We start from the raw sequence: 23,221 nt of genomic DNA, 5'->3' as shown, positions 1-23,221 counted from the left end.
TGACAATTAGGAAGCTCTGTGCTGGATAATACAACATGGTCCCCCTAATTCATGAACACCATCCATTTCCAAAACCTAAGGCTCATCTATAAGAGCTAACGGATCGTATAGCCGTTACTTTCCACTCTAAGCTCTCTGAATGATGTTGCGGACTCAGATGACGTTATTTGCTAGCGGACAGCGGAATTTGCAGACGATTTCTGTACATAAGAACTCTGGAGTCCGTTATCTTTCTGAATGGCTGAATTTATAGGCGATAAGGTCTCTGGAGTCCGCTACCTGACGAGGCAAGTACTGATTTTGAGGCAGGCCCACTTAAGATTCATAAAAATGATCTAAACCACGCAAAAAACCTTAAAAAACTGACTTTCACATGTTACGACATGGAAGCAGTCTTTTAAGGTGTTATCATTGATTCTATCATTGGCTCTATCATTGGCTCTATCATTGCTTTTACAAATTGTTATTCCCCAGAAATGTATCCCGGCTTAAGTTTATAAAGGCTTCGATCGCAGGCGAGATCCACTTCTCTTCATGCCAGAACATGTGGGTTGCGAAGGATATGGCGGTCAAATCCCAAGGTAACGGAACCAGCTCTCCCCGATTCACTTCTTCGACCACAGCCATTTCAGGCAGGATGGCGATACCCATTCCTATTTTCGCACATTGCTTGATCGCTTCTGCACTGTTAAACTCCAACTCCGTAATTCCCCCCATGTCCTTATGCGACAGACTTCGCTCAAAAAACGTGCGATAAGAGCAACCCTTCTCTGTCAGCAAAAAGGTCTCACCCTTAAAATCTTCAACCGTCAATGACGTACATGTTGCCAAAGGATGATCAGGCGCCGCTAGGAAATAAAAGGATTCATTCAGCAATTTTTCTCCACAAAACCCGGTCTCACCCTTGTCCTCATCCAGCATAAAAATAATATCCGCGTCTCCTTCCCGTAGACTCTGTTTGAGATTGTCGTCGCTCAGCGCCCGGAACAATAGCCGAATCCCAGGATAGCGCAAGCGAAAACGCCGCAATACATCCGGCAGCCGATATGTACACAACGTCTCATCTGCACTTATGACCAGTGTCCCTGTCATTTCGCCAGATTGCCTGACCACATGCTCTGCTTCTTCAAGCTCCCTTAATATGTTGTCAACGTATCCGAGAAACTGTCTCCCCGCATCGGTTAATATTACTTTTTTTCCCAACCGGTCCACTAACTTGACACCTAGCTCCTCCTCCAAAGCCTTCATCTGCATCGTAACCGTTGACGGGACATAGTTCTGTACTTCTGCAGTGCGGCTAAAGTTGAGTGTAGAAGCAAGCGTATGAAAGGTCTTGAGTTGACGCAATTCCACAGTACATCCCATCCTTAGTTCAAAAAAATTGAATGTTTCATTCATAAACGTTTCCTTGAACAAACAATAACATCGTCGTAGAGTGGTGACAAGAACGACCGGTCATCTTGCGATTACGAAAAAAGGGGATTATTACGATGAAAGATTACGAAATTTATGAACTGGGGGATGTTCTGCTGCAATCCGGTGTCATCCTGCCCAATGCCATTCTTGCCTATAAAACTTACGGAACACTGAATACGGCAAAAAATAATGCCATTGTCTATCCCACCTGGTTTGCAGGTCTGCATACCGATAATGAATGGTTAATTGGACCTGGCAAGGCGCTGGACCCGGAAAAGTATTTCATCATCATACCAAATATGCTGGGCAATGGATTATCCTCCTCGCCAAGTAATACGGCTCCGCCCTATGATCGCGGAAACTTCCCGGAGGTCACGATTTACGATAATGTGACTCTACAGCATCAACTGGTTACCAAGAAGTTTGGGATTAGTACAATCGCCCTCGTTGTCGGCTGGTCACTTGGAGCTCTTCAAACCTTCCAGTGGGGAGCCAGTTATCCAGATATGGTGCAACGAATCGCCCCGTTTGGGGGTACGGCTCAGACAAGGCCACATGCGCAAATGGTATTTGCAAACATGATCGCTGCACTTCAAGCGGATTCCGCATGGGAAAATGGGTTTTATAAGCAGCAGCCTACAGCGGGACTAGCCGCAATGGGTCGGGTCTATGCACCCTGGGGCTTCTCCCAAGCTTATTATCTGGAGCAGCTCTATCAGCAAGACGGCTACCAAACCCTGGAGGATTATGTAGTGAATTATTGGGATCAAGTCTTCCTGACCTTCGATGCCAATGACCTGATCACTATGTTACGTACCGGAATCAGCGGCGATATCAGCGTAAACCAGGCGTATAACGGGAACTTCGAACTTGCATTACGTAGCATTACAGCCCGTGCACTGATCATGCCGGGAAGTACAGACCTGTTCTTTCCTCCCCAGGATAACAACTATGAGGCACAATGTATGCTGGATGCACGTTTCCTCCCGATTGACTCGAAATGGGGGCATTGCGCAGGCATTGGACAGCATGATCCTGATTCCGAATTTATAGATCAACAGCTGAAGGTTTTCTTGGGTGAATGATTTCAACGCAAAGTGAATAATAGAAAGTAGAGCGAATCCCATTGAAAAATAACATGATCATCTATATTCTTGCACTTGCGGTCTTTCTGATCGGAACCATTGAATACATTATTACAGGAATCATTGATATGATTGCCGTGGACTTGGGCATTTCAACTTCTAAGGTCGGGCTATTAGTGACTGTATTTGCGCTCGCAGGAGCCATAATCACGCCGATTCTAATCGCACTGACCATCAATATGGATCGCAAGAAGCTGCTCATGTCTTCCTTCGGTGTGTTCATTGCCACTAACGGACTTATGTTTGCGAATCTTTCTTATGAAATCGTACTATCAGTACGAATGATTCAAGGAGCTAGTGGAGGAATGGCTACCGTAGTGGCCATGGCAGTAGCAACACGACTAGTAGAAAAAGAACGAAGGGGACGAGCTATCGGCATTATTTTGATGGGTCTCAGCAGCTCGCTTGTACTGGGTGTTCCAATCGGTACATTTTTTAGTGAAAGGCTTGGATGGAGAGTTCTATTTATTGCAATCGGGTTATTAAGCGTTCTTCCCTTACTAATCATCTATAAAAAGGTTCCGGCCATCAAAGAAGAGGACAAGGTTACCCTTTTGAATACTTCCTTTATCCAATTAGGTTTTGCATTGGGATCTGGATTGGGCGGACTTGTCATCAGCAACACCTCTGTTCTCTACTTAAATTGGTTCGGGCTTGCTGCTGTAAGTATGGCTCTACTTCTTGCGATCTGGCTATTCAGTAATAAAAGCGCCCCCGGCACGCCATAAAAAAACTGCCCCGTGCTTTTCAGCGCGGGACAGCTCGTATGGAATCAATACTATAATCAAGAATTGCTCTAATTTCTTCTTGTGAACTGTTGGTTTTATTTAATACTCGGATCCCATGTTGAGTAGTGGATAAATTTTTAGCGATAAGGCTGGCTGGAAAATGAGATATAATTTCTCCTGCTTTTTGACCACGAATAATGACTTCCTCAAGCAACTTCTCCGAGTCTTTAAACAGTGCATCAATTTCCACCGAAGCCTCAGCATCCTCTGTGCCTAGCTCCAGGGCCATGTTTACGATAAAACAACCTTTCGGACAAGTGTCCTCACTGGGTTGCAGCAAATTTATTTTCCATAATTCTAATGTTCTTAACGCCGACGGTTCTTGATTCAACAACTCTTGAATGGAAGTTATGGCTTGCATTCGATACAGACGAAGCGCCTTTATAAACAAAGCATGTTTATCACCATAAGCCCCGTATAGACTTTGCTTCTTCAAATTGCTGACTGCCACCAAATCGGCCAGGGAAGTGCCTTTGTAGCCCTTCTCCCAGAAGGTCAGCATTAATTGATGCAATACTTTATCATAATCAAACTCTCTAGGTCTACTCATACACTGATCATATCCACTTATAGATTATTGTGTCAATAGCGCTTAGTCATTCTCCTTGTATAACTCACTGTCCTTTATAGTTGGAGCCGGACTCAATACTTCCCCTGTAAATTCTTCAATAGGCAGACCATTTTCCACTTTTTTGACCCAATCATGATTGCCTAGTGCCGGTTTTCCAAGAGAAATCAGATCTGAACCTGCCTCAAGTGCTTTCTGTGCATCCTCCGGCTGATCCAATTGCCCATTGGCAATTACCGTTGTTTTCCCGTACTTCTTGGCAAGCTCTGCTAACGTATAATTACTGTTCGCAAAAGCAGGGGCTAAGCTATTGTATTCCGTGATGTGAATATAATCCGTTTGTTCTGCGCCAATGGCGCCAAATATGATCTCAGCATCCTGTTCGCCATTCGCCCATTTGTACTCATAATTATTGATCTTTGCTTGAGAAATACGAACACCAACAACGATGCGATTACCAACTTTTTCTCTAATGGCTCTAATAATCTCAGTGATGAAACGGGTGCGCTTTTCTGTAGAGCCGCCATATTCATCTTGACGAAGATTGGTATAATCCGTTAGAAATTCATCTATTAAAAAACCATTGGCACCATGAAGTTCGATTCCATCGAAGCCCGCTTGTTCAGCCCTCACTGCAGCCTCTGCAAATCCAGCAATAATTTCTTGAATCTCTTCAGTGGTAAGTTCTTTCGGGGTATGCCCCTGCTCTGCCCCAGTTGGCTGTACGGATGATGGAGCGACGGTCCCCTCTCGATATCTGTTACCTTGCGATACTGCGCCAGCATGAGCGATTTGCAAAATAATCTTACTGCCTCGGGCATGTACAGCTTCAGTTACAGCTTTCCATGCCGTAACATGATCATCGCTAGCGATCCCCGGTTGATTCAAAACCCCTTGGCTATATTCCTCGTCAGGGTATGCCGCTTCTGCAATCACTAGACCGAAGCCACCTGCAGCAAAGCTCTCATAATATCTGGCCATTCTATCAGTTGCACGACCGTCGTTGTCAGCGGACATCCGTGTCATCGGGGCGAGCGCCACACGATTTTTAAGAGTTATATTTCCAAGTTGGTAACTGGTTAGCAGTACGTTAGGTGTTGTCATGGAGTTGCTCCTTTTATTAGTTATTTTTGCATCTCATTATTATTGACCAAAAGGTCATTAAATGCTCAAAAAAATATTTATGAAGGGAATATTTCTTTTAAGCATCACTCCCATAAAACATTTGTCGAATAGCGTGGCTTTATAATATCAGTTATTTACCTTTTGGTCAATAATGAAAATCAGAGGAACTCCAGAGGGAAATTAAACATTTTTTTGCTCAGGAACCTTACGTACACATAAGTAAAAACCCCTCGGGATTCCCAAGGGGTCTTATCTTGTGTCATCCTAATTCATGACCGGTAAGGATAATATAGAATACCAGGAACACATTGAGGGCAACGATAACTCCCGTGGATAGCCAAGCCAAAATTTTAATCCACAGCCGATTGGCGAATTCGCCCATTTTATGCTTATCGCTAGTGAACAGTACAAGTGGAATAACCGCAAAAGGCAACTGCAAACTAAGCACTACCTGACTCCATAACAACAAGTCGCCCGTTCCTCTGGAGCCTGCTAGCCAAGTAACGATAAATGCCGGTACTACAGCAAGTAAGCGGGTAATCAATCTACGGAGCCATGGAGATACTCTTAATTTGACGAATCCCTCCATTACAATCTGCCCTGCCAACGTTCCTGTAATCGTCGAGTTCTGACCAGAAGCAAGCAATGCAACCGCAAATAGCGTACCTGCAATACTAACGCCAAGCGTAGGACTTAAAAGCTCATACGCGCCTTCTATTTCCGATACATCTAGGCCCGTACCATGGAAGGCAGCCGCACCCAGGATCAAAATAGCAGAGTTAATCAAGAAAGCAAAGAATAGTGAAAGATTAGAATCCAGAATAGAAAACTTGAGTGCTTCTTTCCGTCCCTTGGTCGTTCTCTCATATTGTCGGGTCTGTACAATGGATGAATGCAAGTACAAATTATGCGGCATCACTGTTGCACCCAAAATACCTAATGAGATAAAGAGCATCTCAGGATTCGTAACGATCTCAAATTTAGGAACATATCCACCAAATAAGGCCGCAACCTCCGGTTTGGATATGATCACTTCAAAAGCAAATACTGCAAATATGGTAAGCATTAAGACGATAATGATAGACTCCACAATGCGGAAGCCTTTTTTCTGTAAAACTAGCAGCAGCAGTACATCAAGTGTAGTAATCGCTATGCCCCACAATAACGGAATGCCGAATAGTAAATTCAGAGCAATCGCTGATCCGATCACTTCCGCCAGGTCTGTTGCCACAATCGCCAGCTCCGTTAGAATCCATAGAAAAGCAGCCACTTTGGGACTAACAGCATCCCTCGTTGCCTGTGCCAAGTCTCTTCCGGTGACAATGCCAAGTTTGGCTGACAAGACTTGAAGCAGCATGGCAATCAAATTTGAAATTAAAATAACAGATAAAAGAGTGTAGCCAAAGCGTGCGCCGCCTGCTATCGAGGTTGCCCAGTTGCCCGGATCGATATAGCCGACGGCTACCAGTGACCCCGGCCCCGCAAAGGCAAAAAACTTTCTCCAGAAACCTGCTTTTAGAGGGATTTTTACGGAATTGTTTACCTCCTCCAAGCTAATACTAGAACTACTTCGTAACCATCCTTGGTCTTCTTTCACTTGCTGAACTCCTGTACTCATGGTCTCTCCTCTTTTCACACAATAATCGCGGGGATGTTCCAAGCCCCTAAACTTAACGAACATATACTGTTGTTTATTATTTTGCTCTTGGGAAACATTTTTGTCAATAACTAAATTTTATGTACAAGACTAAAAAAAGAGGACCGTACCAAAATCCACAAATGGATTCTTGGATCGGTCCTTATGTTGTTATTATGAAGAAGGCCGCCCCATAACGGGACGGCCTTGAATAGACATCTCAAACCATATTCTATCCTTTTCTAACAAGCGAACGGTACATTAAGAACAGGAAATACGGAGCTCCGATCAGCATAATAATCAAGCCTGAAGGAATTTCTTTGGGCGCCATGACCGTTCTTCCGACAGTATCAGCAATGACCAGCAGTAATCCGCCCAGCAGACCCGATAAAATAATGGAGCGTCTCGTGTGATGACCAATCATCATCCGCACCGCATGTGGTGCGATGAGCCCGAGGAAACCAATCGTCCCCACACTGGCAACAGCTCCCGCTGCCAGCAATACGCCAATAATCATCGTCCAGAGCCGTGTCCCGCGAACAGGCAAGCCTAGACCTACTGAACTCTCATCACCAAAGGCCAGCAAATCGATTTTCCGTCCCAAATAGTACGCAACGGGTAACAGGATAAGGAGAAAGATCAGCAGACTATAAAATTGATTCCAGCCCCGTCCATAGGTCGAACCTGTAATCCAAATTAAGGAGTTGCTGCTCCAGATGCTTGCCTTGACGATCATCACTTGAATACCCGCCGAGGCGATTGCAGATATTGCGATTCCAAGCAGGATGAGAACCGATGGATTCAGAGATCTGCGCCATGCCAGGAAGAATACAAAGGCTGCCGCCAAAGCCCCGCCAGCCATAGCGGCAATAGGTAACGCAATTACCGTCATTGCCGGCCATAAGAACAGTACGACCAGCGCACCAAAGCCGGCACCCGAGGTCACGCCGATAATAGAGGCGTCTGCCAGAGGATTGCGAACAGCGCTCTGAATCAGTACACCGCTAACAGCAAGGGCAATACCACCTGCAGCCGCGACTAGTGTACGAGGAAGCCTTAAAGTCAGCAGCACAGAATACGATTCATCACCCCTGCTAGCAAGACTATTCAGTAGATCCCCGATAGGTATTCTCGTTCCGCCAAGCGACAAGCTAACAAGGATAATCACAATTAGCAACACACTCATGAATATCGCAGTCGGAACAAAGCGCATACGTAGCGCTACTCCGCCTATACTCATAGAGGATTGCCCTGGACCTGAACCAGATATATTTTTCATTCTGGTCAGCACCAGCCAGATCAGCCAAGGAGCTCCGATAATCGCCATAACCGCACCAACCGGCATCTCCCCTACACTACTCCGCACGGCACGCGCAATCGTATCCGCTGCCGTAATGAGCAACGCTCCCCAAAGGGCGCTCGCGGGAATGAGCAGGCGATGCTTACTTATACCGCTAAGACGGACAAGGTGGGGCGCGACCAGACCAACGAAGCCGATGGGGCCGACCACACTGACCACGATCGCAGCCATCAATACGGATATGCCGAGGCCTACAGCCCGGGTTAACCCTACTCGCTGTCCTAGCGAACGGGCAGTGGACTCATCAAGTTCAAGTGCATCGAATTGCCTGCCTGCGAACACGGATACTCCGATGAGTACAAGGACGAAAGGCCAAGCATACCGGACGCCGTCCCAATTCAGCTGAATCAGAGAGCCCGAACCCCATAAGAACAAATTTTGCGTTTCCGTCTTATTAAAAATAAATAAGGCCGAGGTGAACGCTCCAAGCACCATGGACACGATCATTCCGGATAGGGCCAGCCGGACAGGCGTAGCCGTCTTGCCTCCGCTCAGTAGATAGGCAATAAGTGCCGCCAACAGGCCCCCAGCCGCTGCCAACACAAATGGGAACTGATGCTGTAAAGCCGGGAAAGCAACCATGCCAAGGACGACCATAAAATAAGCTCCCGCATTAATTCCCAGTGTATCTGAGGAAGCAAGCGGGTTCTTCGTTATCGTTTGCAGTAACGCGCCAGCCGCAGCCAGGGCAGCTCCAGCCAGAATACCGATAACTGTACGCGGCATCCGGATATCCCAGAGCAGATGATGTTCCATAACATCCTGACGGTTCAGCAATCCCTCTACTACAGTAGCTGCCGGGATTTTAGCTTCCCCAAAGCCTAGACTTAGAATGAACAGAACGAAGAGGACGGCAAGGCCGCCCCCGAATATTCCAATCATCCGCCAGGTCATACTGATTGAAGTTTTTCCACTGCTATGCCCGTTCATAGTAGCACTCATTTCGTTAAGGTTTTTACAACTTCATCCACAATCACCTTGGAGGAGATTGGACCGCCGAACACCCAGGTCGCGCTGTCCAACGCGTAAGTGCGTTTCTCCTTAACGAAGGTAAGACCGTTCCAAACAGAATTATCCTTCAGTGTTTTTGTGAAAATATCATCATCCTTTTGGACGATATAGAGCAGATTCGTATCCTGAACCGCCGGCAATGCTTCAACGGTTGATGTGCTGAATCCATAGCTCTCGAAATTTTCAGGCTTCCAGTCATTTTTCAGACCAATCCGATCCAACGTTTGTACTGCTAGTGAATTGTCTGTGAAAAGACGCATTGTTGCTGCATTCTGATAGCTATATGCTTGTGTCAGTACGTAATTCAGACCTTCCTTGCCAGCTGCAGCCAGCTTCGTCTTCGCATCCGTATAGTGAGCATCCAAGTCTGCAAGGACTTTGTCACCTTCTGCGGTTTTACCAAGCGCCGCTGCTATCGTTTTAAAAGTATCCTCCATCAGTGTGTATTGATCGCCTTTTCCTTCATCCGGATACAGGCTGAAAATCAGTGTTGGAGCAATACTTTTCAGTTGATCATAAATGGCTTCGTTGCTAGGCGCATTCGCAATAATCAAATCCGGCTTCAGCGCCGCAATCGTCTCCAGATTTGGTTCATCACGTGTACCAACATCCGTCACGCTTGCATCCAATGGTGCTTCAGATGTCACATACAGCTTATAGTTCTCGTTATCGGCGTTCCCTACCGGTTGTACTCCCAGCGCAATTACATCTTCTGTAAAAGTCCACTCCAGTACAACAACCTTTTGTGCAGGCTTATCCAGCTTAACCTCGCCTTTAGCATCTTTTAATACAATAGGGCCACTTGCGGTATCACTACTATTATTTGCAGCCGCCTCATTACTCTTTGCGGCACTGTTCGTTGCGTTATTCGTGGAATTGTTAGAGCCGCAGCCAGCTGCAACCAGTATCACAACAATAAGCATAACTACACTCAAAAACCTTTTATGCATTTCGTATATCCCCCTGATCTTCAGTGATTGTATTTGATAATGATTATCATTTTTAATGACATGGACTATGTTATATACGATTTCATGGAAAGTCAAGGGAATATGCTATTTTCACCAATGAACTAGTTTTGGAAAATCTCACGGGTAGATCCATATCTATAGCCTCAATAGTTCAACTAACAGCGTAAATATGATGATTTGTTAATTAATCACAATATCTAAATAACTTCCAAAGTAATGGTTTAAATGGATAATTATTGGGATAAAAGATTTGATAATGAAGGAATGATTTGGGGTCAACAACCCAGTAAAACAGTCTACCAAGCAATTGAATTATTTAAGAATAACAAAGTTAAGACAGTCTTAGTTCCTGGATCTGGGTATGGAAGGAATACTAAAGCACTCTCTAAATTTTTTCAGGTTGATGGGATTGAGTTATCACATAAAGCTATTCATATAGCAATGCATTGGGATCCTTATAGTCATTTTATTCAGGGATCTGTTATGGATGATCTAACCGGTACTACGACGTATGATGCAATCTATTGTTTTGATGTATTACACCTATTTCTAGAAGATGATCGAAAGAACTTTATTAATAATTGTGTACGACAACTAAAACATGCTGGAGTAATGTATTTTACATGCTTTTCAAACGAGGATCATAACAATGGGGTCGGGAGACAATTGGAAGATGGGACATATGAATATGTAGAAGGAAAATATGCTCACTTTTTCACTGAAAAAGATCTAATCAATCATTTTAAGGACCTAAAAGTTATTGGAACAGGAACCACACAGGAAATTTTCAATTATAAAGAGAAGCAGAGCAAAAAATATATTATCAGATATATAATAGTAAAAAAGACAGGTTAACTGCTCCAGTACTTATAAATGAATTATAGAACTACGCATTAATGCACAGTCGATTGATGATTTTCATTGGATTAAAAAGCCCGCAAATCGCTTGTAACAAGCAGATTTACGGGCTTTAAATCATTCGATTATCTCATATGAAAATCGTTTGGATGCGGGCCTTTGCGGCGGTTGCTGTCCAGTTGATTAATGGACTCCATTTCGTCAGCAGAAAGTTCAAAGTCAAACACATTAATGTTTTCTTCGATTCTGGAAGGTGTCACTGATTTAGGAATGACAATGGAGTTACGTTGCAGGTGCCAGCGAAGTACGATTTGCGCCGGGGATTTGCCATGAGCTTCGGCTAGCTTGACGATCACTTCATCCTTCAAGACATCGCCGCCTTGATCCAGCGGGCTCCAAGCTTCAAGGAAGATGTCGTGCTTATCACCGAAAGCTTTCAATTCATTTTGAGCCAGGTATGGGTGGCATTCGATCTGATTAAGAACAGGCTTCACTTCACATTCCTTCAGAAGACGCTCCAGATGCTCAATTTCAAAGTTACATACACCGATCGCTTTTACTTTACCATCATGGTACAGTTTCTCCAGCGCCTTGTAGGTGTCAATGTACTGATCGAAATTCGGCGTTGGCCAGTGGATCAAATACAAATCAATATAATCCAGTTCCAGCTTCTTCAAGCTTTCATCGAACGCACGCAGGGTATTCTCATATCCTTGGTCTGCGTTCCACACTTTGGTCGTAATGAACAGCTTCTCCCGCGGAATTCCGGATTCCTTGATCGCTTGTCCCACACCAAGTTCGTTCTGATAAATCATAGCAGTATCAATCGAAGTATAACCTACTTCAAAGGCTGAAGCGATCGCAGAGGCAGCCTGTTCATCGCTAACCTGCCACACGCCCAATCCAAGCTGAGGCATTTTCACACCGTTATTCAATGTTACAAAGTTCATGGTTTAATCTCCTTCAAATTGTATTTTTATGGACTGTTAAGCAGATCTGAAATCTCCTGTGCACATTTGGTTACCTGCTCAATATGGTACGCATCTTTCTCTTTGGACACTCGGGTTGTCGGGCCACTGATCGCAATGGCAGCAATAACCTTACCATCTTTCCAGATTGGTGCACCGATACATCTAGCCCCGCATTCCCCTTCTTCATCATCCAGGGCATAACCTCTGGCCTTAATGTTGCTCAGTTCCTCACGGAATTTCTCTGGAGATGTAATCGTATGCTCCGTCTGCTTCTCAAAAGACATGTTGTCCAAAATCCACGACTGCAGCTCCTCACCCTGGTAAGCCAGCAGGCATTTCCCGATGGCATCGCCGCGAATAAGCTTACGATCTCCAATCACATGATGTGTTCGGGTAGCATAGATCCCTGGCATCGCATGCGTGATAACAACCTCTGTGCCATGAAGGATTCCGAGATATGTGGTTTCCCCTGTCTCCTTACTTAGCTTGTCCATGGATGGCACGGATTGCAAGAGATCAACGTCCTGCTTGAGCAGATTCTCACTTTGCAATTTGGATACAAACACATCCGAAATCACAAACCCATTCTTAGGACTTCTCATGATGAATTGATTCTGCTCCAGTGTACTTACCAAGCGATAGGCTGTACTTTGGTTGAGCTGTAATTGTTCCATGATCTCTTGAGTAGTGATGTTCGGGTTATGGAGCACAAGGTTAAAAATATCCAAACCCTTCTTGAGCGTACCAACCTCATTGCGGTTTATATCCCCACCCCCTACTCAATAGTATTCCACTCACAATTGCGATTATAGCAAAGGAAAATCCATTATTCAAATATAGATAATAAAATAATAATAATTATCCATAATGGATAATCTGTTTCATTGATCCAACTTTCTTATGATATTGTTATATAGATTTACTATTCAATATCCGCATGGTAAATTTAGTAATAACATTTCAAACAAGCAGAGGTGACAATGAAAAAGCTAAGTATTTTAATAGTTTCCGTGTTGATAATCCTTGTTGGCTGTTCAAGCCATAGCAACTTAAATATCAACTATTTAGACCCCAGTGAAGTTAAGGAGCCGATACATAAATGGTTAGAATCTAATCGTGCGAGAAATGGAATCTATATAGGCAGAATATCCGCCGAACACCGTGTGTATCTGTATATAAATTATAACAATGAAGAACATAATCAAAAGTTCACAGTACCCTCAGTAGATATTCAGAATCAGGACGGAAAGCTTCTCGTAGAAACAGTAACCGCCGCTTCAGATCATTCGTTTGAAAAAATATTTGTTATTACAAATAAGGGAATAAATCGGATTGAGTTAAACGGACAAGAAATTAATTTGGAACAGTTAGAGGAACTCCAGTAGTTTTTTTTGATTTACCTTCCTAAATAAACAGAAGAAACGTAACCCATGAAAATAAGGACGTATCTGTTTGAAGCAAAAAACAGCGGCAACCTAGGAATTGAATTATCAAATCCATAAGCTGTCGCTGCTTTTGTTATGAGTTTTTACTGTTATTTTTCTTCCTGATTAAAGTAAATCCAGCGCCTTCAGCAAGGCGTGCTCGCCTGCCTTAACACCCTCCTGAGAATAGTGGGCGTTCGGGAACATTGGCGACAGATGGTGGTAGCCCGGATAGACATGCAGCTCGACCAAAACACCATCATGAACCAGTTGTTTCGCGAATAGCAAAGCTTCATCTACGAATAAATCGATGCTTCCTATCGTAATAAAAGTAGGTGGCAAACCAGCAAGTGATTTCGCACGTGCAGGCACATAATACTGGCTTACGCCTTCCTGATCTGGTTCATGACCTAATACAGATTTCCAGCCAAAATAATTACTTGCTTTGTTCCAAACAAATTCTCCGGCATAAGGATGATCTGGTGCAACACTTGTACGGTCATCCAGCATCGGGCTACGCAATCTCAGATGATGAATCTCAAATTCCTTCTGATCCCGAATATATAAAGCCAGACCAGCCGCCAAACCGGCGCCAGCACTTGAGCCTGCAACGGCGACTTTCTTAGCGTCGATTCCCAGTTCTTCCGCATGTTCGATACACCATTTTAGGCCTGAATAGATATCCTCTAGCTGGCTTGGCTGAACATGCTCCGGTGCCAGACGGTAATACACAGACACACAGCAAAAACCATGCTGCACAGCAAGGGCGGCATTCCCCATGCGATCACCAACCGGACTTCCCATAACCATCCCGCCGCCGTGAAGGGAATAATATAAAGGCATGTTTTCATATTTTGGCTGCGTAGGTTTAATGATCTCTATACGAACTTCCGGCCCTCCAAAATAACTTGGTACCGTTCTTTCTTCAAAGGTAACCGGAAACTTTTGCGTAACATCAATTTGTGGCATCATTTGTGCTTGCTTCATACGTGATTCCATCAGCACAGACTGCGTAAGATCCGTTGTTGGGAACATATCAAGGGCGCTAACCACTTCTGGATCAACCAGATGTCTGCTTCTGCTTTGCTCTTCACTCATTGCCAATATTTCCTCTCTATATGTCATTATTCAGACTAGCTGTCTCTATTGTTAGTCTACAGTGTGCCCTCGACTCTTGAAATGATGACAATGACTTAGAATCATTTTCGGCATAAAAAAGACACTGATGAAGTATGCTCACCAGTGCTGTTTCTTACTTTTATGTGAATAGACAATTTTCTTAATTGTTTCGATCGAGAGAAAATATTCCTCGGCCAGCTGCTCAATACTGCTACCGTTCCTAAAAGCAGCTCGGATCGCGGCGTTTCGCTCATCAAGCAACCGTCTCCCGCCACTCTGGCTTCCCCAATGCTTATACTCCGTTTCCGGCTTAGGAATGTACAGCGTTTCTCCCTGAACGTATTTTTGAATTTCCATAATTAGCTTTTCGGGTAACACTTTTGCTGCATTAATATATTTCATTGTGCCCGCTCCTTATTTTAAAGTTTCCAAATAAGGTGCAAAGCCAACATATTAGAAGAGCTTATTTAGCGTTAAAAAAAGGTTTTGCCCCATGCAAAGTAACGCTTTTCTAATACAGGCTTTGCATGAGTGGGAGAAGTACCAGACAATCTTACAAGATTCTCCATCTATTAAGCACCCCCTTTTCGCTAACCATTATAGCATAGTTTCACGTGTGGCTGTCACGAACAGCACTACGAGGACAATTGGCTTTGCCACGTACATCTTCATCAACGTAGACTTTAAAAGTTAGACGTTATCTTTTGCTATATAGAACGCATTTAAATAAACAAACATAGCAAAAAAAGAGAGCTTATATAAGTAGTATAATTAAGGGCATTCTCGTACCTTAAATCCTCTGCAACTAAGGGTTCGTGGAGATTAAGTGCAATATTGTACCTTAAATCTTCCAGATTACCTCGTCTAGCATGCTTTTCCGAAAAATAAGATGCAAAAATGCCCTTATTTACCTTATTTGCCTGCATTCAAGAAAAATAAGGTGCAAAAATGCTCTTAGTTGGGGAAGTGCCCCCTCTTTTTGAACTGTTACGACGACGGAAGGTGAAGGGGAATACCCCGCTTCTACTAACATCGCTGGATTTGAACAGCCCTGGATTATAGGTCTTGCTTCCAACAGTCTATGTTCCGGTGCTAACTTTCCTTTGGAAAGCAAACAGGCAAGCGTTTTGCGCATACAGCACAGTTCTAAACTTCCCCATTCGCTCATCTTCGTCTTAGTTAATTTCTTTTGTTCGACTCATACAATCTCTTCTTTCTGTATAATCCGAAAAGAAAAAAGGCATCCCTTATTAGGATTGCCTTTTACGTTTTGTCTAGCCCTGCTGCAGCCAATCCATACGATCTTGCTTAGACAGGCGTGGACAAGTATAGCAGTATGAGCGATTGGTACGCTTGTATTGCAGACAGCAGGTATTTTTAATAGCGAGCTTCTTCCCTGCCTCAAGCGGATGGTCTAGGAATCGGACTTTAGCTTGGAGTGGGTTCTTCGATCGTCCGAAGGCCTCAGGGGCAAGCTCATTACACATGAAGGCATCGTCTTCAGCCAGATAGGACAGAAGCGAAGCATTATCCTGTGTAGACAACTGGGTAGACAATAGTGCTTGCAGCTTTTCCCTGTAATTCTGCAGAGCCGTCGGCAGCTGCCCCCATAAGATTCCTGCCTGAATCCCGCTGGCCTCCGATACACAGAGGAGCAAGGGGCTAACAGTATCCCAATAAAATCGGCTGAACACTTGCTCCCGCCATACAGTCCAATCTATCGTTTGTCTCTCTCCTGGCGCATGATCTAATTGATCCTCCGACAGTTGAAAAGCAATTCGAGTGAAGCCCTGCTCAGGGGTGAGATGTACCTGCAAGTTCGCAAGTGTGAGGTTCGGAGCGGTATTGTGCACAGAAACGCTATACAACAACGCAGCAGCCACATCCCCAAACCAGCTGACAAAATAAGCTGCAGCAACTGGAAGCTCTTCAGCCTCAATGAACTCGCCGTAGGCGGTGAGAAAGCGATGCATGACTGCCTTCTCAGTTAAAGCTTCCCCTCCGATAGTGCATACAGCCTTCCCCTGCTGCTGAATATGAAGGTTAAAATAAGAGCTCAGTTGATCCCAAATGTTCGTGTCCATTATTTAACGAAAATTTTAGTCAGATCATCCAGCATGGAGTTAGCAGCGTTAGGCCCATAGCCGCCGAACCAGGAATCCGAAGACAGCGTGTACACCTGATTGTTCTTAACGGCTTCGAGATTTTTCCAGATACTTAGATCCTGCAACTCGTTATAGATACTATCACTGTCGTTAATGAGCAGAATGTAGTCCGGATTGATTTGCGGAAGCTTCTCATTGGACAGGGACTCATAACGATTGTCCGCCGAGGTTACTGGGTAGACAGCAGGACGGGTGAAGCCGAAATCATCATATAGCCATTTGTAATCCATATCCCCGTAATAACGAATATCGTTACGAATACGCAGTACCATTAAGGTTTTGCCAGCTACTTTATCGTGGATCTGCTTGATTGCTTCTTCCTTGTGCTTATCATAGTCGGTGATGACTTGCTCAGCCTTGTCTTGAAGGCCAAAAGCTGCAGCCGTTGCACGGAATGCTGTCTGCCAATCCGGCGCACCATAACCATTTTCCAGCATAACCGTAGGCGCTATTTTCGCGTACTCGTCATAAACTTTTTCGCTGTTGGTGTCTGTAATAATCAGATCGGGATTTACGGATAGCAGCTTCTCCAGATTCACCTTTCCTTGGTCGCCAATAATTTCAACATTATTCAGAAAAGGCTTTAGGTACAGCGGAAAATCTTCATTTTGCGACTTAACGGAAGCCGTTGGCGTCAAACCCAGTGCGATCATATGATCTGTTAAATAAGTTACCGTTGTGGCAATATTAGCAGGCTGATGCTCAAGTGTATGTTCTCCATTGTTATCTTTGTAGGTAAACTTAGTCTCTTGGGCCGTATCCGGACTGGCAGTTTGTTCTGCAGCAGGCTCAGAAGACTCCTTGCTGCAAGCTGTAGCAATCGCAAGCATCATCATAATCAGAATCACTACGCTCAATGGGCGCAGCTTTTTATAACTGTTTCTCATATTTCTTTCCCCTTTTTATTCTATTTGATTAGACTGGTACTTCTCGACGATCTCTCATGACACGGGAACTGGTAATCCAGCCTTTGGTATTGGTTAGCTGCACAAAGTAGACTCCGCCTGAAACCGGCAAAGCAACATGCGCTTCTCCGTGATCATTACTATTTTCATCCTTGTACAGAATAGCTGTCTCCGAATGCCAACTGGCGCTTCTCCAGTCCGTGTCATCCCCGCACCAGTACAGCACAGCCTTCACGACTTCAAGCGGCGATTGAAAACACACCCGTACCCGCTCCTCATACTGCTCCGCACGAAGAATGCGAATTAAGGCAGGCCCCTCTCTTGTGATACTGTCTGCAAAAGCATAGCTCTCTTCACAGGACCATGCATCCGGATAAGTATGGGGCAGTCCATGCTGAATGCTTAATCGGCTATGTAACTGCGCATCCTCATAGTGATGTTCATGTTGTTCGTAGGACTTCACAAAGATGGACAAAGGAAAATGCGTATCCTGGCTGCCGTTTAGCCACAGCATCGGTATCTTGCTTTGGTGCAGATAAGAAGACGGGTCCCATAGCCCCCGAAGACGTTCAGCTGTAGCGGGTGGCATAGCAGCAAATCCGCGACCGTAGAGCGTACCTGGCTCATAAAGATAACCACATCCATATACCGGCATGGCAAAAGAAAGCCTGTGATCCAGACCAGACACCAGACTGGTAATAATACCTCCCCATGAGATCCCTGTAATTCCAATTCGGTCTTCATCTACACCAGGCAAACTGCGAAGGATGGTATGTGCCGATAACACAGCGGCTACAGCGTGATACATCCATTGATCCTGCACAGCTTCGCCATAATCTGCGAATACTCCCTGCTTCATTGGGCCACTCCAGGGATGTGGCGAGAATAGTGGCAGGGATGAATCCGTATGAAGATCATCACGGCTTCTCTCGCTGATGTTGTTATAGCTTGCAAAGGGGACCTGCCCCTCGAGATCCATCGCAATTGCGGCATAACCCCGGTCATTCCATTGCTTCACCCAATGGGAGAATGCGCTCCCTGCACCGCCATGAACCAAAATGATCCCAGGAATCTGCTGAGGGATTTCATTTTGCTTATGTTCTTCAATCTTAGGCAATCCATAGTAGGCAAACACTCGTGTTTCTTTTCCCTTATAAGGAACTCCTTGATAAAACGCGGCATGAATTCCGGTCTCTTCATCTTCAAAAACCGGATACAGGGCAGGCAATTGGAATAATGACTCCAAATCCCAGGGGATAGTAGTAAAAATAAAAAATCTCCCCCTCCATATTCATGAGAATGATTTTCTTTCTCAACAAACAATAGCACGTAATCCTTCTCATGGACATGGATTATGGGAAGATGAGTTCTGGATTTTTGTTACCTTCAAAACTGAAAATTGCGTCCACCCAAAAGTTCAGCAAAATAGGATAAGGCGCGATCATGAGACCAAGCAGAATACTCCAGGAGTTTTTCGGTGCCAATGTCAAAGATTCTGTTATTTTTGGCCGCCGTCAGATTTCGTAATAACTTGCTTCTCTGTAATGCCCTCCACTCTAACATTGCCTTTGGGGAAGGATCAATCATGATAACTAGCGCATCAGCGTCATACACCGGCAGATCTTGGCGGGTCACTGTTTCATACACATCCATTGCCTTTAATGAATGAGTAGCGGTTAGTTGAAAATCTCCATAGAGTACCGCACCCACATTCCGGTCCCCGTAGACCCGATATTCATCATCCATGATCCGCCAGATATTAAGTGTCGCACCACCCAGATACCTGCGTACCTTGCGCCGGACAATGTCTGCCCTCTGATCATACTCCGACAACCATTGTTGTCCCTCTGGTTCTAGATCGGCAGCTTCAGCAATGAGCGTCAATTGTTCACGCCAATTTGCAGTAAGCCAGGGAACCGTGACGGTCGGTGCGATTTGCTCCAATTCATAATGCGCCTGTGTATTCAAAAAATCGGTGCAAAAGATAAGCTCAGGGTTCGCGCCTTGTAGCATGGCCACATTGTCTCCCCACATTTGTCCTACACCTTGTTCATCAGAATGCAAGCGAAGCATTTTGGAGTCCGGCTTATGATTCGGATAGAATGCAGCCGCCGTGGGCAGTAATTGCAAGGCAAGCAGACTTCCGAAGATCGGTTCGGACACACTGGCAATTTTTCTTCTACGGCTATTTACATAGGTCAAGGGAGACATTCCGATCTGCTGTTTGAACCGCCGGCTAAAATAAAATTCATCGTCAAATCCCACACGAGAGGCTGTATCCTTAACCCCATTCCCCGATAACAATAGTCCCTTAGCCTTGGCCATTCGCAAATCCATAACAAATGCTGTTGGTGATTGCCCCATTAACTGCTGAAAGGCTCGTGAGAAATAGCCTGGACTAAGTCCAGCTAACTGCGCAAGCTCGGTTCGTGTTAACTCCTGATCGATATGCTCCCTGATATAGTTAGATACACGTGCAATCGCCTCAGCCAACGTTTCCTCAGCAGAAGGCCTGGCTGTTGAGGATTGTAGCAATGCCATCAGCTGGTAAAAATCAGCCTGTCCACTGTAGCGACTGGACGACTCAGATATCTGTACCTGGTGTAATCTGTCACATAGGCCCGCCAGCATTTGAGGATTCTCACAACGCAGCCACTCGTACCGAACTAGATTATGTTTTGCTACAAGATTCTCTTCCTTCTGTACATAAGAATCAAATTGAATCCGCCAGCCCTTAAAGAGCTCCTGAGCATCTGCGATGATCTTGAGCTCTTGCCCTGGGGGCAGTATACAGATCTCTCCAGAAGCTAGTGAACAAGCTTCACTCCCCCACTCCACCGCTGCTCGGCCGTTCAAGCAAATCACCATTGTATGTGAATCTATGCTGGAATAGAAAGTCTCGCCATTCATCACAATCTCAATCACTTGTATTCCATTGAAGCGCAATATATCCGTAAAGACGTCCTCAAGTCTATTCATTGAAATCCCCCTACTAAACGTCTAAGCTCCCAGTTTATTTTACTTGACTATACCTGTTCTCTGCATAAATGGAAAAGGGAGAAAATTGGAATTAGTAACTTTGCTAACGCTATCAGGTTGTATTGAAGCTCACTTTAAGGGTTATAATAGCCATAATTCATGTGCAGAGGATGAAAACCATGTATACGATCAAAGAGGTCTCCGAAAAATTCAATCTGGCTTCCCACACACTGCGATATTATGAAAAGGAAGGGTTGTTGCCGCCTGTTCACCGTATGGACAATGGCAGACGCGTCTACAACGAGACGGATTTACAGCGGATTCAAATGCTGTGCTGCATGCGGGACTCCGGCATGTCGATTGAAGCGATCAAGCACTATAATGAACTGATCCTTCTTGGGGACGACACTGTACCGGAAAGACGTGAAATCATTTCTCGGCAAAAAGAGACCGTTCAACAGCACATCGCAGAATATCAGAAGTATCTCGATCTGTTATCTCAAAAACTGAACTACTACGATGCTTTTTTAGACAAAAAGTAAAAGAAGCCGCCTCTTTGGTGGCTCTTTTTATATCTATAGCTTAGCTGATTTAAAAACAATAATTTACATAAAAGGGTTATACGAACACATCATCGAATAAGAATCGGAGACAATTTTAAGGGGGGGTTAAGATGTATCTAACTGATTTCAATGACTTCATTAAGAGTACTTTTGGCAGCTTGGTTGAACAATTTAAAGAAAATGATGAGTATGGCTATAATAATCCACGATCACAGGAGATTATTCGGGTTGGGTTTACAACGAATTTAACTCCAGACGTGATTCTCAAAGCAGTCGATCACAAGGTTCAGTTCATTATTACACACCATGACGCCTGGGATTTTCTATACGAAGTGAAAGAGCAGTGTATGAAACACCTGATCGACAATGAGATTTCACATTTTTATATCCATCTCCCTTTGGATTGTGCAGAATTTGGTACCTGCAACTCGCTTTTGCAAGAAATCGGGATCTCAAAAATAACTCAGCAGACACACTATGAGGACAACCACGAAATCATTGGTATCGGTGAGTATAACGAGCCTATAGCTTTTGAGGAACTAGTGGATAGAATTTCAACCGCATTAGGTGAGGATGTGAAGGCATGGAAAAACTCCAATACAACGATAAAGAAAGTCGGAGTCGTCACTGGCGCTGGAAATTCCACAGATCTAATCAGACAAGCCAAAGAAGCGGAGTGCGATGTGTATATCACGGGTGAAAAATCATTGTATTCTGTTCAATACACGAAATTCGCTGGCATCAATCTCATCGTTGGAAGTCACACATTCACAGAGATCTTTGGTGTTAACTCTCTTGTGAAGAGGCTGAAAGCAGCTTTTAACGAGATTGAGACCATCTATCTTGAAGAGGAACATATGGAGTAAATCCAAGATATGAGTTTTATTAAAAAAAGCCCATAGACCAGACACATCTTTAGAGAAATGTGTTGAGCCTATGGGCGCTTTTCCTATAACCCTCGAATTACGCTTATTTTTGGGCTGTAGCAGTCACCTGAATATCATCAAAGTACAGTGTGGTTAAGCCTTCAAAACCAGAGTCTGCGCCGATTAGAACATACATCACTCCCTTGGCATTTGTCTTCACCTTGGCGTTGTAATGAAAATCGACTCGCTGATAGCCTGGCTTGTCCGATTCCGGCTTCGCGGCATTGCCGATCACCTTGATCTCCTTGCCGCCGGTCCCTTGACTACCGGTATCTACATTCATTCGATAATACTTTCCTCCGGCATACTCTGTTGGGACTGATAACGGTTCATTCGTAAGAATGCCGGCTTTGATGAAGAGCGATTCCGCTGGCGAACCGCCAATGCCAATTGATCCTCCAGCCGCATCCGTATACATAGCAAAGTTAAGTTTTACATCATAAGTGGTATTCGGCTTAAATCCTCCGATCCCCCGAGAGAGGAACATAAACAAATCGTCGCTGCGGTTATGCCCGGAAAGCTGGAGGCCATAGTTTGTCTTGTTGTTTTGTAGTGGTAGAAGCTCACGGTTATATTTCAATTCATAGATGGTTTTATCATAATTAACCGGTAGATCCGCGAACCCGCCTTTCCATCCCTCGGTATCTTTATTGAATAAAAAGCTAAATTGTTTGGGCTCCTGAACCGCTTCCTTGCGCGCGATCGTCAAGGTATGCGTCCCGGCATCCCAGGTCAAGTTAGCATTCAAGAGAGTGGACAACGACCTGGCAGGGACAAACCATACCCCTTTTACCTGACGGATCTGTTCAGGCAGCTTCACACGTTCTCCCTTGGCATTGATTGCATAATCCGAGAACCTTGTAAATTGAACGGTGCCCAGGCTAGGCCCCGATAATTCGAGTGTTCCCTTCTTCGGATTCCAGTTCACCGTGCATCCCAATGATTCGGCTGCGGCCCGAAGCGGGATCATCGATGTGCCTTTTACCACGAACGGGGCAGCGTTCAGACGATGCTTCCCTTGGCCGTTAACATAGACGGGATTATTCAGCTTGAATATCACAGTCCCGGAAGTCATTGTCGTTGTCACTGCGCTCTTCACTGGTGAGGCCGCTTCCGCATGCAATTGTGAGGTGTTGTTTAAGGATAAGGCTGTTGCCAAAATAATGCCGGATAAGAGAATCTTCTTCTTGTTCATAGGTCTGCACCTTTCTTTGCGGGTATAGCAGGTAGACGCAGGGTGCAAGAAAAAGGTTGCAGTGGGGTTCACCAGTATCGTTATTCCGTGTCCCCA

At 44.7% G+C, this 23,221-nt stretch carries 22 protein-coding genes; 6 read left to right on the top strand and 16 right to left on the bottom strand.

What is annotated here, in order from left to right; all coding sequences use genetic code 11:
* Nucleotides 1-453: 453 nt before the first annotated feature.
* Complete coding sequence (locus tag ACFORK_RS01000) at nt 454-1,353, bottom strand: LysR family transcriptional regulator (RefSeq protein WP_379194704.1); 900 nt, start codon at nt 1,351-1,353, stop codon at nt 454-456.
* A 137-nt stretch (nt 1,354-1,490) separates the two neighbouring features.
* Between ACFORK_RS01000 and ACFORK_RS00995 the strand changes: the two genes are divergently transcribed.
* Nucleotides 1,491-2,501, top strand: coding sequence for an alpha/beta fold hydrolase (locus ACFORK_RS00995; protein WP_379194702.1), 1,011 nt, complete (start codon nt 1,491-1,493; stop codon nt 2,499-2,501).
* A gap of 41 nt (nt 2,502-2,542) precedes the next feature.
* Nucleotides 2,543-3,289 carry an MFS transporter gene (locus ACFORK_RS00990; RefSeq protein WP_379194700.1) on the top strand — a complete coding sequence of 249 codons (747 nt, stop codon included), beginning with the start codon at nt 2,543-2,545 and terminating at the stop codon, nt 3,287-3,289.
* A 19-nt stretch (nt 3,290-3,308) separates the two neighbouring features.
* Here the strand turns inward: ACFORK_RS00990 and ACFORK_RS00985 are convergent, their stop codons facing one another.
* The 5 genes from ACFORK_RS00985 to ACFORK_RS00965 all read right to left on the bottom strand — a co-directional run bounded on the left by ACFORK_RS00985 (nt 3,309) and on the right by ACFORK_RS00965 (nt 9,999).
* Nucleotides 3,309-3,899: a TetR/AcrR family transcriptional regulator gene (locus ACFORK_RS00985; RefSeq protein WP_379194698.1), complete on the bottom strand. Its 591-nt coding sequence runs from the start codon at nt 3,897-3,899 to the stop codon at nt 3,309-3,311.
* Between the two features lie 42 nt (nt 3,900-3,941).
* Nucleotides 3,942-5,021 (bottom strand): oxidoreductase, encoded by a 1,080-nt coding sequence (locus ACFORK_RS00980; RefSeq protein WP_379194696.1) that lies wholly within the window; start codon nt 5,019-5,021, stop codon nt 3,942-3,944.
* Between the two features lie 280 nt (nt 5,022-5,301).
* The gene (locus ACFORK_RS00975; protein ID WP_379194694.1) at nt 5,302-6,660 is read right to left on the bottom strand and encodes an Nramp family divalent metal transporter; all 1,359 of its coding nucleotides are present in this window, start codon (nt 6,658-6,660) and stop codon (nt 5,302-5,304) included.
* Nucleotides 6,661-6,910: 250 nt separating this feature from the next.
* On the bottom strand, nt 6,911-8,980 hold the full coding sequence (locus ACFORK_RS00970; RefSeq protein WP_379194692.1) for an iron ABC transporter permease: 2,070 nt from the start codon (nt 8,978-8,980) through the stop codon (nt 6,911-6,913).
* Complete coding sequence (locus tag ACFORK_RS00965; protein WP_379194690.1) at nt 8,977-9,999, bottom strand: ABC transporter substrate-binding protein; 1,023 nt, start codon at nt 9,997-9,999, stop codon at nt 8,977-8,979. Before ACFORK_RS00965 ends, ACFORK_RS00970 begins: the two co-directional genes overlap by 4 nt.
* Before the next feature lie 246 nt (nt 10,000-10,245).
* Between ACFORK_RS00965 and ACFORK_RS00960 the strand changes: the two genes are divergently transcribed.
* Nucleotides 10,246-10,875, top strand: coding sequence for a class I SAM-dependent methyltransferase (locus ACFORK_RS00960; protein WP_379194688.1), 630 nt, complete (start codon nt 10,246-10,248; stop codon nt 10,873-10,875).
* 128 nt (nt 10,876-11,003) lie between these two features.
* Here the strand turns inward: ACFORK_RS00960 and ACFORK_RS00955 are convergent, their stop codons facing one another.
* Nucleotides 11,004-11,828: an aldo/keto reductase gene (locus ACFORK_RS00955; RefSeq protein ID WP_379194686.1), complete on the bottom strand. Its 825-nt coding sequence runs from the start codon at nt 11,826-11,828 to the stop codon at nt 11,004-11,006.
* Nucleotides 11,829-11,854: 26 nt separating this feature from the next.
* The gene (locus tag ACFORK_RS00950; RefSeq protein ID WP_379195730.1) at nt 11,855-12,613 is read right to left on the bottom strand and encodes an IclR family transcriptional regulator; all 759 of its coding nucleotides are present in this window, start codon (nt 12,611-12,613) and stop codon (nt 11,855-11,857) included.
* A gap of 216 nt (nt 12,614-12,829) precedes the next feature.
* On the opposite strand from ACFORK_RS00950, the gene ACFORK_RS00945 reads away from it, so the two are divergent.
* On the top strand, nt 12,830-13,234 hold the full coding sequence (locus ACFORK_RS00945; RefSeq protein WP_379194684.1) for a hypothetical protein: 405 nt from the start codon (nt 12,830-12,832) through the stop codon (nt 13,232-13,234).
* A gap of 165 nt (nt 13,235-13,399) precedes the next feature.
* Here the strand turns inward: ACFORK_RS00945 and ACFORK_RS00940 are convergent, their stop codons facing one another.
* The 7 genes from ACFORK_RS00940 to ACFORK_RS00910 form a co-directional block, all read right to left on the bottom strand.
* A complete protein-coding gene (locus tag ACFORK_RS00940; RefSeq protein WP_379194681.1) occupies nt 13,400-14,371 on the bottom strand; it encodes an alpha/beta hydrolase in 972 nt (323 codons plus the stop codon).
* 138 nt (nt 14,372-14,509) lie between these two features.
* Complete coding sequence (locus ACFORK_RS00935) at nt 14,510-14,794, bottom strand: CD3324 family protein (protein ID WP_379194679.1); 285 nt, start codon at nt 14,792-14,794, stop codon at nt 14,510-14,512.
* A gap of 505 nt (nt 14,795-15,299) precedes the next feature.
* Nucleotides 15,300-15,560 (bottom strand): hypothetical protein, encoded by a 261-nt coding sequence (locus ACFORK_RS00930; protein ID WP_379194677.1) that lies wholly within the window; start codon nt 15,558-15,560, stop codon nt 15,300-15,302.
* A gap of 106 nt (nt 15,561-15,666) precedes the next feature.
* Nucleotides 15,667-16,476 (bottom strand): hypothetical protein, encoded by an 810-nt coding sequence (locus tag ACFORK_RS00925; protein WP_379194675.1) that lies wholly within the window; start codon nt 16,474-16,476, stop codon nt 15,667-15,669.
* Nucleotides 16,476-17,444, bottom strand: a complete 969-nt coding sequence (locus ACFORK_RS00920) for an ABC transporter substrate-binding protein (protein WP_379194673.1) — start codon at nt 17,442-17,444, stop codon at nt 16,476-16,478. Before ACFORK_RS00920 ends, ACFORK_RS00925 begins: the two co-directional genes overlap by 1 nt.
* A gap of 28 nt (nt 17,445-17,472) precedes the next feature.
* Nucleotides 17,473-18,708 carry an alpha/beta hydrolase family protein gene (locus tag ACFORK_RS00915; RefSeq protein ID WP_379194671.1) on the bottom strand — a complete coding sequence of 412 codons (1,236 nt, stop codon included), beginning with the start codon at nt 18,706-18,708 and terminating at the stop codon, nt 17,473-17,475.
* Nucleotides 18,709-18,848: 140 nt separating this feature from the next.
* Nucleotides 18,849-20,441, bottom strand: coding sequence for a helix-turn-helix domain-containing protein (locus ACFORK_RS00910; RefSeq protein ID WP_379194669.1), 1,593 nt, complete (start codon nt 20,439-20,441; stop codon nt 18,849-18,851).
* Between the two features lie 179 nt (nt 20,442-20,620).
* Here ACFORK_RS00910 and ACFORK_RS00905 point away from each other — a divergent pair, with 179 nt between their 5' ends.
* Both ACFORK_RS00905 and ACFORK_RS00900 read left to right on the top strand, forming a co-directional pair.
* A complete protein-coding gene (locus ACFORK_RS00905; protein ID WP_379194667.1) occupies nt 20,621-20,983 on the top strand; it encodes a MerR family transcriptional regulator in 363 nt (120 codons plus the stop codon).
* Nucleotides 20,984-21,114: 131 nt separating this feature from the next.
* The gene (locus tag ACFORK_RS00900) at nt 21,115-21,870 is read left to right on the top strand and encodes a Nif3-like dinuclear metal center hexameric protein (RefSeq protein ID WP_379194665.1); all 756 of its coding nucleotides are present in this window, start codon (nt 21,115-21,117) and stop codon (nt 21,868-21,870) included.
* A gap of 103 nt (nt 21,871-21,973) precedes the next feature.
* Here ACFORK_RS00900 and ACFORK_RS00895 read toward each other — a convergent pair whose 3' ends face one another.
* Entirely contained in the window at nt 21,974-23,125 is a 1,152-nt protein-coding gene (locus tag ACFORK_RS00895; RefSeq protein ID WP_379194663.1) for a stalk domain-containing protein, read from the bottom strand.
* Nucleotides 23,126-23,221 lie beyond the last annotated feature (96 nt).

This window comes from Paenibacillus sp. GCM10012306 (assembly GCF_042649265.1).
Classification (GTDB): Bacteria; Bacillota; Bacilli; order Paenibacillales; family Paenibacillaceae; genus Paenibacillus_AQ.
This window is presented reverse-complemented; position numbering and strand designations above follow the sequence as displayed.

Coding starts and splice junctions, on each gene's coding strand:
- ACFORK_RS00995 (WP_379194702.1), top strand. CDS start 1,491: ATGAAAGATTACGAAATTTATGAACTGGGGGATGTTCTGCTGCAATCC.
- ACFORK_RS00985 (WP_379194698.1), bottom strand. CDS start 3,899: ATGAGTAGACCTAGAGAGTTTGATTATGATAAAGTATTGCATCAATTA.
- ACFORK_RS00980 (WP_379194696.1), bottom strand. CDS start 5,021: ATGACAACACCTAACGTACTGCTAACCAGTTACCAACTTGGAAATATA.
- ACFORK_RS00975 (WP_379194694.1), bottom strand. CDS start 6,660: ATGAGTACAGGAGTTCAGCAAGTGAAAGAAGACCAAGGATGGTTACGA.
- ACFORK_RS00970 (WP_379194692.1), bottom strand. CDS start 8,980: ATGAGTGCTACTATGAACGGGCATAGCAGTGGAAAAACTTCAATCAGT.
- ACFORK_RS00965 (WP_379194690.1), bottom strand. CDS start 9,999: ATGCATAAAAGGTTTTTGAGTGTAGTTATGCTTATTGTTGTGATACTG.
- ACFORK_RS00960 (WP_379194688.1), top strand. CDS start 10,246: ATGGATAATTATTGGGATAAAAGATTTGATAATGAAGGAATGATTTGG.
- ACFORK_RS00955 (WP_379194686.1), bottom strand. CDS start 11,828: ATGAACTTTGTAACATTGAATAACGGTGTGAAAATGCCTCAGCTTGGA.
- ACFORK_RS00945 (WP_379194684.1), top strand. CDS start 12,830: ATGAAAAAGCTAAGTATTTTAATAGTTTCCGTGTTGATAATCCTTGTT.
- ACFORK_RS00940 (WP_379194681.1), bottom strand. CDS start 14,371: ATGAGTGAAGAGCAAAGCAGAAGCAGACATCTGGTTGATCCAGAAGTG.
- ACFORK_RS00935 (WP_379194679.1), bottom strand. CDS start 14,794: ATGAAATATATTAATGCAGCAAAAGTGTTACCCGAAAAGCTAATTATG.
- ACFORK_RS00930 (WP_379194677.1), bottom strand. CDS start 15,560: ATGAGCGAATGGGGAAGTTTAGAACTGTGCTGTATGCGCAAAACGCTT.
- ACFORK_RS00925 (WP_379194675.1), bottom strand. CDS start 16,476: ATGGACACGAACATTTGGGATCAACTGAGCTCTTATTTTAACCTTCAT.
- ACFORK_RS00920 (WP_379194673.1), bottom strand. CDS start 17,444: ATGAGAAACAGTTATAAAAAGCTGCGCCCATTGAGCGTAGTGATTCTG.
- ACFORK_RS00910 (WP_379194669.1), bottom strand. CDS start 20,441: ATGAATAGACTTGAGGACGTCTTTACGGATATATTGCGCTTCAATGGA.
- ACFORK_RS00905 (WP_379194667.1), top strand. CDS start 20,621: ATGTATACGATCAAAGAGGTCTCCGAAAAATTCAATCTGGCTTCCCAC.
- ACFORK_RS00900 (WP_379194665.1), top strand. CDS start 21,115: ATGTATCTAACTGATTTCAATGACTTCATTAAGAGTACTTTTGGCAGC.
- ACFORK_RS00895 (WP_379194663.1), bottom strand. CDS start 23,125: ATGAACAAGAAGAAGATTCTCTTATCCGGCATTATTTTGGCAACAGCC.